General features: G+C 59.3%; 17 protein-coding genes. 8 read left to right on the plus strand and 9 right to left on the minus strand.

Translation table 11 applies throughout. The features are described from left to right. Positions 1 to 166 precede the first annotated feature (166 nt). Complete coding sequence (locus IG168_RS00920) at positions 167 to 1,543, minus strand: SLC13 family permease (protein WP_193161263.1); 1,377 nt, start codon at positions 1,541 to 1,543, stop codon at positions 167 to 169. 287 nt (positions 1,544 to 1,830) lie between these two features. Here IG168_RS00920 and IG168_RS00925 point away from each other — a divergent pair, with 287 nt between their 5' ends. From IG168_RS00925 to IG168_RS00940, 4 genes are all read left to right on the plus strand, one after another. Beyond that, a complete protein-coding gene (locus IG168_RS00925; protein WP_193161264.1) occupies positions 1,831 to 2,457 on the plus strand; it encodes an MliC family protein in 627 nt (208 codons plus the stop codon). Between the two features lie 216 nt (positions 2,458 to 2,673). Further along, positions 2,674 to 4,029 (plus strand): Na+/H+ antiporter NhaC family protein, encoded by a 1,356-nt coding sequence (locus tag IG168_RS00930; RefSeq protein WP_193161265.1) that lies wholly within the window; start codon positions 2,674 to 2,676, stop codon positions 4,027 to 4,029. A gap of 80 nt (positions 4,030 to 4,109) precedes the next feature. After that, positions 4,110 to 4,688 (plus strand): SLATT domain-containing protein, encoded by a 579-nt coding sequence (locus tag IG168_RS00935; RefSeq protein WP_193161266.1) that lies wholly within the window; start codon positions 4,110 to 4,112, stop codon positions 4,686 to 4,688. A gap of 36 nt (positions 4,689 to 4,724) precedes the next feature. Continuing rightward, positions 4,725 to 5,246, plus strand: coding sequence for a TrmH family RNA methyltransferase (locus tag IG168_RS00940; RefSeq protein WP_193161267.1), 522 nt, complete (start codon positions 4,725 to 4,727; stop codon positions 5,244 to 5,246). 42 nt (positions 5,247 to 5,288) lie between these two features. Here IG168_RS00940 and IG168_RS00945 read toward each other — a convergent pair whose 3' ends face one another. From IG168_RS00945 to IG168_RS00970, 6 genes are all read right to left on the minus strand, one after another. Beyond that, entirely contained in the window at positions 5,289 to 6,167 is an 879-nt protein-coding gene (locus IG168_RS00945; protein WP_193161268.1) for an aldo/keto reductase, read from the minus strand. A gap of 100 nt (positions 6,168 to 6,267) precedes the next feature. Next, positions 6,268 to 7,701, minus strand: a complete 1,434-nt coding sequence (locus IG168_RS00950) for an RtcB family protein (RefSeq protein WP_193161269.1) — start codon at positions 7,699 to 7,701, stop codon at positions 6,268 to 6,270. 6 nt (positions 7,702 to 7,707) lie between these two features. Then, entirely contained in the window at positions 7,708 to 8,124 is a 417-nt protein-coding gene (locus tag IG168_RS00955; RefSeq protein WP_319024631.1) for an archease, read from the minus strand. 119 nt (positions 8,125 to 8,243) lie between these two features. Then, positions 8,244 to 9,377: an acyltransferase family protein gene (locus tag IG168_RS00960; protein ID WP_193161271.1), complete on the minus strand. Its 1,134-nt coding sequence runs from the start codon at positions 9,375 to 9,377 to the stop codon at positions 8,244 to 8,246. Between the two features lie 53 nt (positions 9,378 to 9,430). Then, complete coding sequence (locus IG168_RS00965) at positions 9,431 to 10,726, minus strand: type II toxin-antitoxin system HipA family toxin (protein WP_193161272.1); 1,296 nt, start codon at positions 10,724 to 10,726, stop codon at positions 9,431 to 9,433. A 4-nt stretch (positions 10,727 to 10,730) separates the two neighbouring features. Beyond that, positions 10,731 to 11,078: a helix-turn-helix domain-containing protein gene (locus IG168_RS00970; RefSeq protein WP_193161273.1), complete on the minus strand. Its 348-nt coding sequence runs from the start codon at positions 11,076 to 11,078 to the stop codon at positions 10,731 to 10,733. A 416-nt stretch (positions 11,079 to 11,494) separates the two neighbouring features. On the opposite strand from IG168_RS00970, the gene IG168_RS00975 reads away from it, so the two are divergent. Genes IG168_RS00975 through IG168_RS00990 form a run of 4 tightly spaced genes read left to right on the plus strand, consistent with a single transcriptional unit; the run spans position 11,495 to position 15,911 of the window. Beyond that, complete coding sequence (locus IG168_RS00975) at positions 11,495 to 12,568, plus strand: XdhC family protein (protein ID WP_193161274.1); 1,074 nt, start codon at positions 11,495 to 11,497, stop codon at positions 12,566 to 12,568. Between the two features lie 12 nt (positions 12,569 to 12,580). Then, positions 12,581 to 13,180, plus strand: coding sequence for a nucleotidyltransferase family protein (locus tag IG168_RS00980; RefSeq protein WP_193161275.1), 600 nt, complete (start codon positions 12,581 to 12,583; stop codon positions 13,178 to 13,180). Beyond that, positions 13,171 to 13,647: a (2Fe-2S)-binding protein gene (locus IG168_RS00985; RefSeq protein WP_193161276.1), complete on the plus strand. Its 477-nt coding sequence runs from the start codon at positions 13,171 to 13,173 to the stop codon at positions 13,645 to 13,647. The genes IG168_RS00980 and IG168_RS00985 overlap by 10 nt, the downstream gene beginning before the upstream one ends. Further along, a complete protein-coding gene (locus IG168_RS00990; RefSeq protein WP_193161277.1) occupies positions 13,647 to 15,911 on the plus strand; it encodes a xanthine dehydrogenase family protein molybdopterin-binding subunit in 2,265 nt (754 codons plus the stop codon). The genes IG168_RS00985 and IG168_RS00990 overlap by 1 nt, the downstream gene beginning before the upstream one ends. Positions 15,912 to 16,037: 126 nt before the next feature. On the opposite strand, the gene IG168_RS00995 is transcribed toward IG168_RS00990, so the two are convergent. Both IG168_RS00995 and IG168_RS01000 read right to left on the minus strand, forming a co-directional pair. Further along, entirely contained in the window at positions 16,038 to 16,331 is a 294-nt protein-coding gene (locus IG168_RS00995) for a TfoX/Sxy family protein (protein WP_319024632.1), read from the minus strand. A 213-nt stretch (positions 16,332 to 16,544) separates the two neighbouring features. Continuing rightward, entirely contained in the window at positions 16,545 to 17,072 is a 528-nt protein-coding gene (locus IG168_RS01000) for a hypothetical protein (protein ID WP_193161278.1), read from the minus strand. Between the last annotated feature and the right edge of the window lie 58 nt (positions 17,073 to 17,130).

Consider the following 17,130-nt stretch of genomic DNA (forward strand, 5'->3'; position numbering starts at 1 on the left):
TCTTTGCCATCCGCCTGCGCCGGGACAGAGTCAGTACTATCCCGACAAGCTGAAGTTCCGAATTATAGGCAATGACACAGAAACCCACGGCTGTCATCTTAAACGCCTGCGGCCGAATCAACTGTATTGGTGGCACAGCCCCTGATTCGGTTGTGCAGCGTTGGGGCTAAACCAGCAGCAGCCAACTCATCGCCGCGATAACCAGCGACGCCAGAACACTCAGGACAGCACCCTCCCGCACCATGTCCTGCATGCGCACTTTGCCGGTACCGTAGGCAATCGCATTCGGCGCCGTCGCCACCGGCAACATAAACGCACAGCTCGCGCACATGGCGGCCGGGATCATCAGCACTTTGGGATCAAACCCGGCCGCCGTAGCCGCGACCGCCAGGATCGGCATCAGCAGAGTGGCCGTGGCGGTGTTGCTGGTGATTTCAGTCAGGAACGTCACCGCCAGGCACAGCAGTACCAGCATCAGCCACAGCGGTAGTGCGGTCAGGAAGGAGAGGCCGTTGCCGAGCATATCGCTGAGACCGGACGCAACGAATCCCTTGGCCAGGGCGATACCACCGGCAAACAGCAGCAACATGCCCCAGGGAATATTCACCGCACTTTCCCAGTCCAGCAGGCGCCCGCCCCTGCCGTTCGGAATCATGAACATCAGCACCACCGCGCCGAGCGCAACGGTGCTGTCACCGGCGCTGTCGATCCCCAGCAATCCGCTCCAGCCGCCAAACGGTTCCTTGCGGGTAATCCAGAACAGGATGGCGAGTCCAAACACCAGCAGGGTGCGCACTTCCTCCGGGCGCCAGGCGCCCACCGCCGGCGGTTCGATATTCCGGTCCAGATGAAGATTGCGGGTTAGCCACATTGCCATCAGCGGCAGTGTCAGCAGCACTACTGGCATACCGATCGTCATCCAGTCCAGGAAAGTGAAACCGCGCCCGGTGTATTCCTCGTAGATGCCCATGAAAATTACATTGGGTGGCGTGCCGATCGGGCTCCCGACGCCACCGAGACTGGCCGCATAGGCGATCCCCAGAATCAGGGCGATGGTCAGGCGCTGGTTGTTCACCCGGGAGAGGATGGCGAGCGCGATCGGCAGCATGGCGAGTGTGGTCGCGGTATTGGAGATCCACGTACTCAGCAGGCCCGCGGCCAGCATGAAGCCGAGCACCAGCCGCCGACCGCTGGACACACCCACCAGCATCAGCATGTAGCGTGCCAGCCGCTCGTGAGCACCGCTCTTTTCCAGCCCCTTCGACAACATGAAGGCGCCCATCAACAGCAGGATCACATGGCTACCGAGCGACGAAGCCACCAACTTGTGGTCGGCGACACCGGCGAGCGGCAACAATACGAATGGCACCAGTGAAGTGGCGGGAATCGGCAGCGCTTCAGTGACCCACCAGATAACGGTCAGCAAGGTGATAGCGGCGGTGGCGGCCGCGGCGGGTGCCACTCCGAAACCAGCGAGCATCCAATAAAATACGGCTGCCAACACGGGGCCGAGCAGCACAAAGTGATGTCGCGCTATTGCCATTGATCGATTTCCCCCCAGAATTTTAGTGCCCGCTGTTTGCGGCTTGTTATTCTTGCGGCGTTTTGGAATCGGCCGGATCTATTTCCGCAGGTACCAATTCGCCGGATCCGCTATTACCTCCTAGGTTACCGGAGTCAGCCTCATTTTTGTCACTTTGCTGCTGATCGCATCCATCGATGAACAGACGGCGGCATTCCCATCGCGGGCCCTTGGGCTATGATTAGCTGCGATATACTGATTTTTAGTGGACCGGTGAACACGATCCGAACAATGCACCAGGAGCGGCAATGGCTGATCAGCGCAAAGCAAAAACTCCGCTCGCACGATTGCTGTTGCTGACTGCCTGCGCCTGGATCTGGAGCTGTCACGCCGATAATTCCGGACCGTCATTTTCCTGTAAAAAGGTAGAGGACGGCAGTATCGAACAAATGATCTGCAACGACAGCGCACTGTCGGCACAAGATCGCCAGCTGGCCGAGGTCTACACCGCAGCATTGGCAAAAGCCAACAACGAATACCCCCCGGTGTTGAAAGCTGAGCAGCGCGGCTGGATCAAGGGTCGCAACGAATGCTGGAAAAGCGACGACAAACGCAAATGCGTGGCCGATGAGTACCGCCTTCGTATTGCCGAGCTGCAGGCCCGCTACCGCCTGGTTCCGGCGAGAGGCCCCTTCGCCTTTGCCTGCGACGGCAATGCAGCCAACGAGGTCACGGTCACCTACTTCGAGACGGATCCCCCCACCCTGATCGCGGAACGCGGGGATAGTGTCTCCCTGATGTACCGGCAACCCGCAGCCAGCGGTACCCGATATCAGGGGCGCAACGAGAGCTTCTGGGAACACCAGGGCGAAGCGCGCATCACCTGGGGTTACGGAGCGCCGGAAATGCATTGCCAGCGCGCGCCGCTGCAGTAACCGGCGCTACGCGTAACTGATCTGCAACAGGAGTGCCCCGCCGTAACTGCCCCGGGCGCACCGCCCGGGGTTATAACCGGATATTCACTTACCCCGAGAAAGAATTATTGGTCACCATTTGACCGGGCTTTATAATGCGGCCCCTTTTCCCGGCCATAGCAACTGCTGCGATAGCGCAGGCTGCGGCCGCCCGTAGTACTGCCACTGTCAGATGTTATGACGAAACCCTCCGCCCTGGCCCTGTCTCCGCTGTTACTGTTCCTCGCGCTGTTTGTCGGCAGCGGTCTCTGGTACCAGTCCCGGGGAATCGAGATGGCCTTCTACCAGATAGCCGCACCCGTCGCGATCCTGCCCGCCATCGCGCTGGCAATATTTCTTGCCCGTGGTTCGCTGAACAGCCGCATCGAAACCTTTATCCGTGGCGTGGGCGATCACACCATCATCACCATGGTGCTGATCTACCTGCTCGCCGGCGCATTTGCGAGCGTCGCCAAGGCGATGGGCGGCGTGGACGCAACCGTGAATTTCGGCCTGAACGTGATTCCACCGGCCCTGATACTGCCGGGCCTGTTCGCAATTACCGCGTTTGTCGCCACCGCCATGGGAACATCCATGGGTACCATCGCCGCCATTGCACCCATTGCTGTCGGTATCGCCGATGCAACGGCACTGCCGCTATTACTGACCGCCGGTGCGGTGATCGGCGGAGCCATATTCGGTGACAACCTGTCGATCATCTCCGATACCACCATTGCCGCCACCCGCACCCAGGGGGTAGAGATGCGGGACAAATTCCGCATGAACCTGCGTATCGCCCTGCCCGCAGCCCTGCTGACCCTGGTCTGGCTGTACTTTCAGGGCCGCGGCGCAACAGGAACGGCGATGACCGCGCCCGGGGATTACGAACTGATCCGCGTGCTGCCTTATGTCGCCGTGCTGGGTATGGCACTGCTGGGCGTCAATGTGTTGCTGGTGCTATTTGCCGGCATATTGCTGGCGGGGGCCATCGGGCTGGGCACACAGCCGGATTACACGCTGGCCAGCCTGTCCAGGGACATTTACGCCGGTTATAGCGGCATGCAGGAAATCCTGATCCTGTCGCTATTGATCGGCGGCCTCGGCGCCATGATGAAAGCCGGCGGTGGCCTGGCTTGGCTTGCACAGTTCATCGATCGCATCAGCCGGCGCGGCAATCGCGACGGCAGCAACCCGCGTGCCGGCGAACTGGGTATCAGCGCAATGGTGGCCGCCACCAATATCTGCGTGGCCAACAATACGGTGGCCATCCTGCTTAACGGTGAACTGGCGAAAGATATCGCCAAGCGCTACGGCGTCGATCCGCGCCGCGCTGCCAGCCTGTTGGACATCTTTTCCTGCGTCATCCAGGGACTGCTGCCCTACGGGGCACAGATACTGCTGGCCTCCTCCCTCGCCGGCGTCTCGCCGCTGACGCTGGCCGGCAACATCCAGTACTGCTGGCTGCTGGGCGCCAGCGCTGTGCTGTCGATCACACTGGCCCGCTATCGCCACAGCTTCGAGCCGGCCCGTTCCGCGGCTGTCGAGCTGCAATAATCCAGAAGGCCCTGTACATCCGGCTGTCAATCGGCAAACTATAGCGATCGACAATCAGATGACCGGGGCCGAAAGGATTCATGAGCAATATCCCCAATACCGTAGAAGTACTGGAAAAACTCCGCTGGAACGCCCACCTGTGCAAGCACAGTCACTTTCGCGCGTCGATGAAGGGGCGCAACCTGCACGTTCTCTGCGGCGTGCCGATCGTGGTGATCAACCTGTTCCTGGGTTCGCTGTTCTTTTCCCTGATCAATGCCGAGCTGCCGGACTGGACCAAGTGGACCGGTGCCGCCCTGGCCCTGATCACCGCCCTGCTCGGCGGCGTGCAGACATTTTTTAATTTCAAGAAAAACTACGAGGGCCACCGCGAGGTCGGTAATGAATACCTGGCGATCGCGCGGGAGTGCGAGCGCCTGATCGCCCTCTATTTCGACGGCATTCTCGATCTCGATCATCTATCCACCAAGATTGCCGAACTGAATGGCCGCTACAGCGATATCAATCAGCGCGCGGAGGAGTACATCGTCGGCGACCGAGTCTACCGGGAGGCGCTGCGGGTACAGAACCTGAAGGCGGGACGGGAACCATCGCTGGTGGAACAGATGCGCAGAAAATCACAGGTTGTGGAACAAGCGGCACCGGAAGCGGCGATCTAACCCGTATCAGCAGGCGGCAGCCGGGACACAATAGTCATGAATAGTGATTTCCAGACGGATCACAGTGCACACCGGGCGACGCCGGAAAATTTTCCCCTGTGCTATCTCGCCATCGATATGCGCACCCCCACGAATGTCGGCAGCCTGTTTCGGATTGCCGATGCCCTGGGCGTCGAGAAAATTTACCTGACCGGTGAATCCATCACGCCGCCCAACTCCAAAATGCGGAAAACATCCCGTGCGACGGAAAAGCAGGTCAATTATGCCTATTGCCAGGATCCACTGGCCGTGGCGCAAAAACTCCGCAGCGATGGCTATCGGCTGGCCTGCCTGGAGATCACTTCCGACAGTATTCCACTAAAACAGTTAAGCGCGGGCCCGGGTGAACGGATCTGCCTGATTCTCGGTTCCGAAAAGGATGGCATCCCACAAGACCTGCTGGCACTCGCCGATTCTACGGTGCACATCCCGATGCACGGCAATAACTCCTCGATGAATGTCACCGTGGCCTGCGCTATCGCCACCTATGAAATTACCAACAGGATGACATCAGCGTAATTCGGCTGATCCAATGCGGCGGCCACCGCGCAGTTGCCAGTATTAATCCGGCACCTTCACGTTCAGGTTGTCTTCATAAGCACTGTCCGGATCTGCCCCGTAGCGATGATCGCGGTTGAGTCCGTCGATTTTCTCGATATCTTCATCGCTCAATTCAAAGCCGTACAGTTCAAAATTGGCGACAATATTCGGCACACTCTCCGCCTTTGGAAGGACGATACGCCCCTGCTGGATATCCCATTTCAGAATAAGCTGCCCCGCATTCACACCGTACTTTTCCGCCAGCTCAACAATCACCGGATCGGCAACGGGCTTGTCCTCCTTGGCCACACCACTCCAGCTGCCGGAACCCAGTGGCGACCAGCAGGAGATGGCGATCTCGTGAAACTGGCAGAAGTCGACCAGCGGTTTCTGCGTTAAGTAAGGATGGAGCTCGATCTGGTTGCAGGTCGGCCTGACACTGGCAAAAGTGGCAATCTGCTCGATATCCGACTGGCGGAAGTTCGACAGCCCCAGTGCGCGGACTTTTTTCTCCTCGTAAAGTTTTTCCATCGCCTCCCAGGTTTCGCGCGTGTAGGCCGGTGCCGGCCAGTGAATCAGATACAGATCCAGGTATTGCAGCTGCAACCGCTCCAGGCTGCGCTCGAAAGCGGACCGCGTCCCCGCGCCCTGCTCTGAGTCCCAGACTTTACTGGTGATAAATAACTCCTGGCGCGGAATGCCGGAATCCCGGATGGCCCGACCCAGCGCGCGCTCGTTGCCATACACAGATGCCGTATCGAAGTGCCGGTAGCCGACACCCATGGCCTTGAGAATGGTTTCCGTGACATAGCTGTCATCCTGCTGCCATTCACCGATGGCGGCGGTGCCGAATCCGAGCAGCGGTATTTCGACACCATTGTTCAGCGTCACAGTGGTCATGATGAATTCCGCCTCATTGCAGCGATGTGGCTCCAGTGTAGAGCCGCGTATGCAGAGGCGGTAATCGCCTGCTGCCCGCTCAGTCGCCGTGAAACTACGGCTACCCCTTGATGCAGACCCGCGGTTCCACGCGTGCGACTTTGTGCGCCAGACCGGCGCGTTCCGCCGCATCCACCACTGCACGCACATCCTTGTAGGCGCCGGGCGCCTCCTCGGCGACACCGCGCATGGACGGACTGCGAATGATGATTCCACGCTCTGCCAGCTCATCGACTAGCATGCGCCCCCGCCACAGCTTCGTTGCCTGGTGGCGACTCATGGCCCGGCCCGCCCCGTGACAGGCAGAGTTGAAAGACAGCTCGGCTCCGGATTTCGAGCCGGCGAGGATATGGGACTCGGTGCCCATGGATCCGCCGATCAAAACCGGCTGACCCACCGCGCGCAGCGTCGCCGGAATTTCCGGATGACCGGGGCCAAATGCGCGCGTGGCGCCCTTGCGATGCACAAACAGCTTGCGCTGCCGGCCCGCAACCGGATGGGTCTCAAGTTTGCAGGTATTGTGAGAGACATCGAACAGCAGGGTCAGATCCGCCTGCGGCAATACATCGGCAAATACCTGGCGGGTCAGGTGGGTGATGATCTGGCGATTCGCCAGCGCGCAGTTGATGGCCGCGCGCATGGCGCCCAGGTAGGCCTGCCCCAACTCGGAGTGAATCGGCGCACAGGCGAGCTCGCGATCCGGCAGTTCGATACCGTGCTTGCTGGCGGCGAGCACCATGTACTTCAGGAATTCGGTGCCGATCTGGTGACCGAGGCCGCGGGAACCGCAATGGATAAACACCACGGCGTCGTTCTCCCGGAGTCCAAATGCAGTGGCAATATCCCGGTCGTAAATTTCCGCGACCCGCTGCACTTCCAGGTAGTGGTTGCCGGAGCCGAGCGTGCCCATCTCGTCCTGTTGCCGCTTGCGCGCCTGCGCGGAAACCTCCGCCGGGTCGGCGCCGGCCATGCAGCCGCGCTCCTCGATATGCTCGAGATCCTCCGGATTTCCGAAGCCCTGCTCCACCGCCCAGCGCGCGCCGCCGTTGAGCATCGCGGTCATACCCTTGTCGTTCAGGTGGATGCGACCGGTGCTGCCGACACCGACGGGAATATGTTTGTAGAGGGCATCGGCCAGCGCTTTTTTGTGGGACTCTATGTCATCGATGGTGAGTCCGGTGCGCAGCGCGCGCACCCCGCAGGAAATATCGAAACCGACACCGCCGGCGGAAACCACACCACCCTCGTCGGCATCGAAAGCGGCCACGCCGCCGATCGGGAAGCCGTAACCCCAATGGGCATCGGGCATGGCATAGGCCGCCTGCACGATGCCCGGCAGGCTGGCCACATTGCACAATTGCTCGAACACCTTGTCGTCCATCCCGCGTATCAACGCCTCGTCGGCGTAGATGATGCCGGGTACGCGCATCTTGCCGGTGGGCTCGATGCACCAGCTGAATTCGGACTGCTGCTTGATGGGATATTCTCTGCTCATGCGTCCTCACACATCGACGACACACTGGGCCACCCAGCTGCCGTCTCGCTGCTGAACGACCTGCAGTGCAGTGTAAGTTGCCCCTTTGACCTCCACCACCGGACGGTGCCTGCAGCGATCTACCGCCTCGCCCCAGGCGACGCCATGCAGCTGTCCGCCATCGATAACAACCTGAAAACGGGAAAAGAGCATCTTGCGCGTGGCCATCTCGAATACCAGCGCATTCAGCCAGTCCACCAGTAGCAATTCCGGATCGACGCTGTCGCAGGCGATGTCCACCCGTTCACTCGGCGCAACCTTTGCCGGGTCGACAATAATCGCCGTCAGTGCCAGCGCCGCCTGCTCGAACGCGGCGGCCAGTGTCTCGCCAGTCCCACGCACGCCCATATCCGCCGCATGGCTGAAATGTTCCCAGTGGGCCACCACTCAGGATCTCCGAAGTGCTTTCGCGATAAGAATAGCAGTGTCATCGCAAGCGGCGGTGGACAGCCGATAGCCGAATAGCGCGGGATTCTTGTGATTCCGATGCGAGAGTCAGCGCGTCAGAGGACGGCGACTGCCGGACCACGGCGGGGCGCGCGCAGACTCCTGATCAGCCGGTTCAACGGCGCCGAATACCAGTGGGCGACCAGGTGACTCAGCAGGCACGAAAGGGAAACCATCACCAGCAACATGATCAGTTTGGCATTTCCCTCGATCAGCTCCGGGCTGATGATATTACGCAGCAACCCCAGCACAATGATATGAAACAGGTAGAGCTCGTAGCTGTGCCGGCCCATCCAGCGCAACGGCCGCGTCAGCTGTTGAAAAGCCGCCGGCAGGACCGACGGCGCGTGTATCAGGGAGACGGCGGTACACAGAGATACCAGCGTGAACCCCCACACCTGGTGACCGTAGATGCCCCGCAGGTAAATTGCTGGCAACAACAGCAGCGCGATATAGCGCAGGTAGCGCCAGTGGCCTGCGCGGACAAGGGGCTGCACCATGGCCGCCAGGCAGCCGAGTGCAATTGCATCAAAACAGGCCAGGTAGCCGTACATAAAGTAGATTTCGTTATCGGCGTGCTGGGCGCGGTACCAGGGCCCGACCATGACCAGCGCGAGACAGAGCACCGCGAGCGACCACTGCCGCCTCAACAGCAGGCACGCCAGCGGAAAACACAAGTAAAAGACCTCCTCCACCGACAGCGACCAATAGACATTCAGGGCGTAGTTGAAATAGCCCAGCGACTGCATCAGCACGTTATGCCAGAAGGTGACCACAGAGAAAAGCGCGAGCGCCAGGTAGCCGTCGCCCAGGTTATTGCCCCCGCCGGTATTGCGGAAGGAGTCAAAGCCGCACAGGGCCAGCAGCGTAATGACGGCCAGGGCGAGTAACAGCGGCGGCAATATGCGCGCAGCGCGCAAACAGTAGAAGTGCAGCCAGTCAATCCGTTCCAGTGTGCCGTAGCGGCGCAGCGCCATACTGGTTATCAGGTAACCGGAAACGGTGAAAAAGATCGTTACACCGTAATTACCATTGAACACCAGCGCGCGCAGCAGCCATACCGGCATCCACTCGCTGACGACACTGCCCTTGAAGCCGTAACTGAGCGCGTGGTGCAACAGCAGCACCAGAAGTATCGCCACACCGCGCAGGGTATCGATCAGCGCATTGCGATTGGGAGCAGACTGCATACCGCGTCCTTATTTCTGTTGTTTTAATGGCTGGACTCGTTGCGACGCTACGTTCACAGCAACTTGCGATGGTTGTCGGCAATCATCTGCATAAAGCCTGGATCGACGCCCGCTGTTTCGGCGAACTCCGGCCAGCGCCCGACCGCATCGGCGACTTCGGCAATCAAATCCTGCGGCTTTTTGATACTGATCGATTCCCCGACCGCCACCAGGTCGCCGAGTTCGAAGTGATCCCGCTTGCCGTTGATACTCATCTGGTGCCGGTTCGTCCATTGGCCACCGGGGTTGTGGGCATAGGTGAGGTCGAATGCCGGTGAGAGTGACCAGTTGCCGTGCCGGTCCATCAGGAAGGCGACATTTTTTGTGTGATCATCCTGGTTGCGGGCCAGCACATTGAACACCAGGCGGCGGAACTGCTGGATCGCCTCACTCTTCGGCAGGCGCAGTTCACGCATGACCGCAAAGATCTGCTCGTAGGCGTGAGCACCGGCCTGGTTGAAATCCAGGTGGGCCATGCCGCACAGTGACAGCATGTGCAGCTTTTCCCCGCCGAGACGGTCAAAGCGCCGGGTCATAAAGTGGGCGCGGCCGTTTTCCTCGAGCAACCGCGAAGTCATCATATCGATGCCGGCAGCCTGCGCCATCAGGTAGTAAGCATATTCGATGCGGCCGAACCCCTGGGACTTGCCCAGTTCAATGTCATCCACTCCGTCGAATTTCAGCAGCCAGTAATCGTAACCCGCTGGCGCCGGCACCTGGCCGGAGCGCACATCGCCGTCGCCGTTCATTGCGATGACGGCCTTGGCGCGGGCGCCGCCGGCACTGGTACCGACCCGCAGAATATCGCCGAGCGCATCGGCGTTGTCGCCGGCATCATTAAAGTGCGAGGAGAGGGTTTCCTGGCGGTGTGTAACCGATTGGGCCAGCTGCACCAGTTCGGCAATTTCCACTGGTGCGGACTCCTGAAAGCGGCCGTCCACCGCCGGATGAAATTCCAGCGCGCCCATACCGCGGTTACCGGTGTAGCAGAGCCGCTCAATGGGACTGAAATCCCCCGGTGTGCGCCCCTGCCGCGCCAGCCACGCATCGATGATGGCATTGCCGAATTTGTCCGGCAGCGAGTCCGCCAGTAACCCGGGTAATCCCTTGTAGGTTTCGCGGCTGAGACCGGGAAACGCAAACAGGGTGTCGCCCCGGTGGATCGACATATGGATCGGTGACAGATCGAGACCGCGCTGCACGAAGCCCGGATCGTATTCAAAGACACCGTAGCCGTCCGGGTGCCAGGACACAGCCCCGGCGCGTTCGCCCCAGAGCTTGACCGTGGCCGTTTCAATGCGTTCTACCATTGCCTCACCAATCCGAATCCGGTTTATCGTCCTTCACCGCCGGCCTGCCACTTTCGGCGCCGCCACTGGCGCGCTGGCGCGGTTTACCCTGGCGTTCAGCCAGTTGCAGCGGGCTGATACCGGGCTCCGGCAGGAAGGCTTCGAGCCCGTCCAGTTGCTGCAATTCGCGCAATACCGCCACCAAGCTATCGAGCCGCCCGCGACCGGACTCCAGCCCCTTTATCGTGGACACCGACAGGCCAGCGCGCTGCGCCAGTTGTTCCTGGGTGATATCCCGCCTGAGGCGATGGCCTCTCAGGCGCTCGCCCAGGGTGCGCAGTATTTGTTGATCCGACTTACCATGAAAGCTCATAAAAGTTGCAATTCCAGCCACTAATAACATAATTAGCCATTAATAGCTGATTTTACACCTTTTTCCATGATTCAACCAATAGCTTATTTTTCAGCTATTATTAGCATTAATAAAACTTAAAAGCTGTTTTTTCATCTATTAAAGCGCAAAATAATCCTTCCCTCACGCAGCTCCCCTCCGGCAACCGGCGCCCACAGGCAGACCAGTTCCATAAAGCGGAACACCAACATTCAGCATATCGCCTGCAACAAAAACATCCGTGTACCAGTTCCGGCATACCGGTACAGGAGCAGTAAATGACGCGACAGGGCACAGCCGGCTCAAGTCAGATAACAGGGCGGCCATCAATGCAGCCGCCAAACGGTTGCGTTAGTATTTCCCGAACGCCCGACAATAAATTCAGAGCAAGCCCCAATATGGCGAACCAGCTCCACGCACTGCTCGATCTCTGGTACAAGCACCGCGACACACGACACTGGGTGCTGGGCACCATTTATAAAACTGCCGGTCCCTGCTACCGCAAGGCCGGCGCCGTCATGCTGTTCGATGATTTTGGTCGGCACTACGGCTTGCTGAGCGGTGGCTGCCTCGAGGCGGATATCCAGCGGCATGCCCAGCAGGTGATGGCCAGCGGCCAGTCAAAAACCCTCTGTTACGACGGCAGCGACGAGGACGACTTCGCCTTTCAACTGGGTATCGGCTGCGGGGGCACCGTCCATATCCTGCTGCAACCCCTGTGCGAAGAAAACGACTTCCTGCAACTGGGCGAACTGCGCGAACTGCTGCAGCACCGCCGCCCCTGTTACTACCTGCAGAAAATTTCCGCGTCCGGAGAGACGCAAGTAGAGATTGCCATGCCGCCCGCAGGCGATGACTTACAGCGTGCACAGCTGATCGAACACAGCGGCAGCCAATGGCTACAGACCCCGATCTCGCCGGTGCCACATGTATTGATCCTCGGCGCTGGCGTGGACGCGCAGCCAATGGCGCAACTATTTCGCACCCAGGGATGGCAGGTAAGCTTGTGCGACCCGCGCCCGGCCAATGGCCGCGCCGCCTATTTCCCTGGCTGTAATAGCCATCACTGCCACCCCGACGAGCTAAACATTCATCTTGACCTGCATCAGGTCGATGCGGCCATAGCGATGAATCACAATCTGGAGCTGGATGCGGCCGCCCTGAGAACACTGTACGGGCTGCCACTCAAATATCTGGGCTTGCTCGGCCCGGCCAGTCGCCGCGACCGGGTCTTGCAACTTGCCGGCATAACGCTGGAACAACTGAATCGAGCGCTGCCGACACCGCTGCGCGCACCGGTCGGCCTCAATCTGGGTGGCGAGCTTCCAGAGAGTATCGCACTCGCCACCTGTGCCGAGTTGCACGCGGTATTGCACGGCGCCAGCATCGATAGCTGGAACAGCTCCGGCGGTGCACTGCCGGAAAAAGCCGCGGCAAAAAGCGGCGAAAAAGCAATAACCACAGACGCATAAAAAGATTCGGGCATGGGCAATATTCAGCCGGTCATTCTGGCCGCCGGCGCATCGCGCCGCTTCGGTGGATGCAAACTGCTACTGCAACAAAACGGCAAGACATTGCTGCAGCGCTGCGCCGACCAGTTGGCAACACTGCCGCTGCCACCGCCGCTAATCATTACCGGGGCCTGGCACCGTGAACTGGCCGAAGCACACCCGCATCTGCTACTTTGCGAAAACCGCGACTGGCAAGCCGGGATGGGAACCTCACTGGCATACGCGATCTCACAGGTTTCTGCGCAGTGCGATGGGGTACTGGTCGCCCTCGCCGATCAGTTGGCGGTCGGCAGTGCAGACTTCCAGCGACTGCTGGATGCCTGGAAGACGGACACCAAAAGTGGCGCATACGAAAAAATCGTCTGCGCCTACTACAGTGGGCGCCGCGGTGTACCGGCGATTTTTCCGCGCATTTATTTTGCGCAGCTGGAGAAATTGCGCAGGGATTGCGGAGCCCGTTCACTGCTGCGAAATGCTGACAATAAAATCGATACAGTGCCGCTACCCAATGCCGCTATTGATATCGATACCCCACAGGACTGGAAAACTTTCGGAGAAAGCCAATGCAACTGAGCATCAACGGCGTCAGCCACGAATTCGATATCGACGAGGACATGCCTCTGCTCTGGGTACTCAGGGACGAACTCAAACTGACCGGCACCAAGTTCGGTTGCGGCGGCGGCTTCTGTGGGGCCTGTACCATCCACCTCGACGGCCAGCCGATGCGCGGCTGTCTGACGCCGGCGCGCTTCGCGGTGGGCAAGCAGATCACCACCATCGAGGGGCTGTCGGAGAACGGCGACCACCCCCTGCAAAAAGCCTGGGTCGAGCACAATGTCCCCCAGTGCGGTTACTGCCAGAGCGGACAGTTGATGTCCGCCGCAGCGCTGCTGGCCACCAATGCCAGTCCCAGCGATGCCGAAATCGACCGCGCCATGACCGGAAATCTGTGCCGCTGCGGTACCTACCCGCGCATCAAGGCCGCCATTAAAACCGCCGCGGGCAAAAACGTTGCGGACAACCGGGGAGGGAAAGACTGATGTCCAATAACCAAACCATCGAAAACGTCGGCCGCCGCAGATTCCTGCAACTCACCGGCCTCAGCGCCGGCGGACTGATCTTGGGCACCGCCCTGCCCGGCGGCGGAAGCGCCTGGGCTTCCACTGCCGGCAAGGCCGGCCCGCTCAACCTATTCGTCACCGTGCACAGCGACGACACCGTGTCTATCGTCTGCCACCGCTCGGAGATGGGTCAGGGTATTCGCACTGCCCTGCCGCAGATCGTCGCCGACGAACTGGAAGCCGACTGGCACAGGGTCAATGTCGTGCAGGGTCTCGGCGACGAGCGCTACGGCAGCCAGAACACCGATGGCTCCCGCAGTATCCGCCGCTTTTACGACACTATGCGCACCATGGGTGCCAGTGCACGGACCATGCTGGAACAGGCGGCGGCACAACAGTGGAAGGTACCCGCCGACGAGTGTTCGGCAAAAAATCACGCGGTCGTGCACACGCCCAGCGGGCGCCGACTGCGTTTCGGCGAACTGGCAGCCGCCGCGGCCGCAATGCCGGTGCCGGACGCGCAATCGCTGCGCCTGAAGGACAGCCGGCAGTTCAACTATATCGGCAAGCCGGTCGCCACCGTCGACGCGCCGGACATGGTCACCGGGCGGGCTCAGTTCGGCCAGGATGTGACGTTCGACAACCTGCTGATCGCCAGTATCGAGCGGGCGCCGGTCCTCGGCAGCACCATCGACAAACTCGACGACAGTGCCGCGCGCAAGGTCAAGGGCGTTGTGGCCATCGAGCGTCTTGATGGCGGTGCCGAACCGCCGGCGTTCAAGCCGTTGAGCGGTGTCGCGGTACTGGCCCACAACACCTGGACTGCGCTCAAAGCGCGCAAACTGCTGCAAATCAGCTGGAGCGCAAGCAGCCACGACCAGCACGACAGCGACAGCTACCTCGCCGACCTGCAGCGGGCAGTGCTGGAGCCGGGCACCACCATCACCAACCGCGGTGATGTGGACACCGCCGAGTCCAGTGCCAGCCAGTCACACCAGGCCACTTACACGGTGCCCTACCTGGCCCACGCCACCATGGAACCGCCGGCCGCCACCGCACAGGTCAGCGAAAGCGGTTGCGAGGTCTGGGGCTGTGTCCAGGACCCGCAGTCCGTGCAGCAGCAGGTTGCGGCGGCGCTGAGCATGAAACCGGAACAGGTTACTGTCAACGTCACACTGCTCGGCGGTGGGTTTGGGCGCAAATCCAAACCGGACTTTGTCGTTGAGGCGGCACTGCTGGCGAAAAAAATGCAGCGGCCGGTAAAGGTCGTCTGGAGCCGCGAGGATGATATCCGCCACGACTACTATCACGCGGCCAGCGTCGAGCACTACCGCGCCGGGCTGGACAGCGACGGCCACGTAGACAGCTGGCTCCAGCGCGCCGCCTTTCCGTCCATCAGCGGCACCTTCCAGGCCGGTATCGACCATCCCTCCAATTCGGAACTCGGCCTAGGGCTGACCGACCTGCCTTACGCCATTCCCAATTGCAGAACGGAAACGCAGCGGGCCGAGTACCACGCCCGCATTGGCTGGTTGCGCTCCGTTTCCAATATCCAGAATGCATTCGGCGTGTGCAGTTTTGCCGATGAACTGGCTCATGTCAGCGGCCAGCGGCCGGACAGCTTTTTACTGCAATTGATCGGACCGGATCGCCATGTCGACCCCAGCCAGGGCGATTACAAATACAGCAACTACGGCGAGGAGCTGGACAAGTTCCCGCTCGATACCGCGCGCCTGAAAAACGTGCTGCGCCGCGTCGCCGTCAAAGCAGATCTGAATCTGCGCGGCGATCACGGGAAAAATTCGGGCGAAGGCTGGGGCATTGCCGTACACCGCAGCTTCCTGTCCTATGTCGGCATTGCCACCAAAGTGCAGGTACAGAATGGTCGGATGAAGATTCAGGAGATGCACTGCGTCGCCGATGTAGGCCTGGCGGTAAACCCGGACCGGGTTCGCTCACAGATGGAGGGCGCCATGATTTTCGGAATGAGCCTCGCCCTGATGGGGGAGATCAAAATGAAAAACGGCGCCGTGAGCAATAGTAATTTTCACGATTACCAGTTGCTGCGCATGCACCAGTGCCCGCCACTGTCGGTGGAACTGGTCGACTCCGATGCGGCGCCGGCCGGTGTGGGCGAGCCTGGCGTGCCGCCGGTGGCGCCGAGTATTGCCAATGCAGTCTTCGCCGCAAGTGGACAACGAATCAGGGAACTGCCGATCAGCAAGCACCTGCAGGTGAGTTAAGCCGGGGCGGGCAGCGCTTGTAGTCGCTGCCCTCGGCTGATCCCAGTTTCATCGCTTTTTTGTATTTTCTGCGGTTAAAACTGGAGTTCGGGCTGCGCCGCATCACCAGCGGCGCAGTAAGAATATTTACTTCGGGGGAAGGGAGCTGGCAAAGTCGGCGCCCCGCCCGACCCAGTCGTCCAGGTCCGCAGCCACTGCGTCCTCTTCCACATACACCATCCCCTTTAACGGGCGGCCGGTGTAATCCATCGGTCGCGTATAGCGCTCAGCGAGAGCGTCCTGGTATTTTTCCGGCCCGACCCGGACCATCAATTCCTCGCCCACGACACCGCAGGCCATATTGCCGTTGAGCATGAAGGCGAGCCCGCCAAACATCTGCTTTTCCGTGAGTCCATCGTTGTCCTGCAACAGCTCACGCACTTTTTCTACAAGCTATATTCATTGCGAACCATCGTAATACCCCAAAAAATTTTTGCTAAATACAAAATCTCACCGATTGCAGAACCGACCGAACAATGCCATCGCTAACGTGAAATTTAAAACACCTTATGCCGCATTTAACAGCGAGATGATTATTGACATATAGCTGAAGAATTCGATAGAAGCAAAAGAACCACCTAGTTCAACATCTAATCATTCAACAGAATGACAACGGTACCTATATTCTTTATTCGGATCCAGACTTGCCTCAAATCGCACAGGAAAATCAGAAAATAATTCTGGCTTCTTACTACAGGCATTTTTAATTAATTCACCATCATTATTTATATCAATATGCACTTTAAAACCCCGCTTAAACACCCTCAAAACCCCCACATAGTGAATTGTATTTTCGGCAGCATCCATATGTAAAAACCCATCCGGAAACACTATAGGTCCTTCTATATCAATTATACCGCCAGCGCCTATCTCCACCCTTACAACTTCCGACTTGCTTCCGAAAAAATCAATATGATCCAACTCATAAGTACCCGGCTTAATCGGGAATATATAACGATTAACAGGAACATGAATACAATTAGATTTTTCAGAACAAAATGCAATTCTTTCCGGCTTTCTCTGACCTTCCCCTGCAGTGACTGCATCAATTACCACATATGACATCGGAACTTTCGGAACACTGGCAGCCGCTGCAAGGGCAATTACTATTGGAAGATTCATTTCTACCTCGCACAATTAATTATGCGCAACTAAGGCAATTTTAAATACCCCGAAACTT

Origin of the sequence: Microbulbifer hainanensis (assembly GCF_014904735.1) — a bacterium.
In the GTDB taxonomy this organism is placed as follows: Bacteria; Pseudomonadota; Gammaproteobacteria; order Pseudomonadales; family Cellvibrionaceae; genus Microbulbifer; species Microbulbifer hainanensis.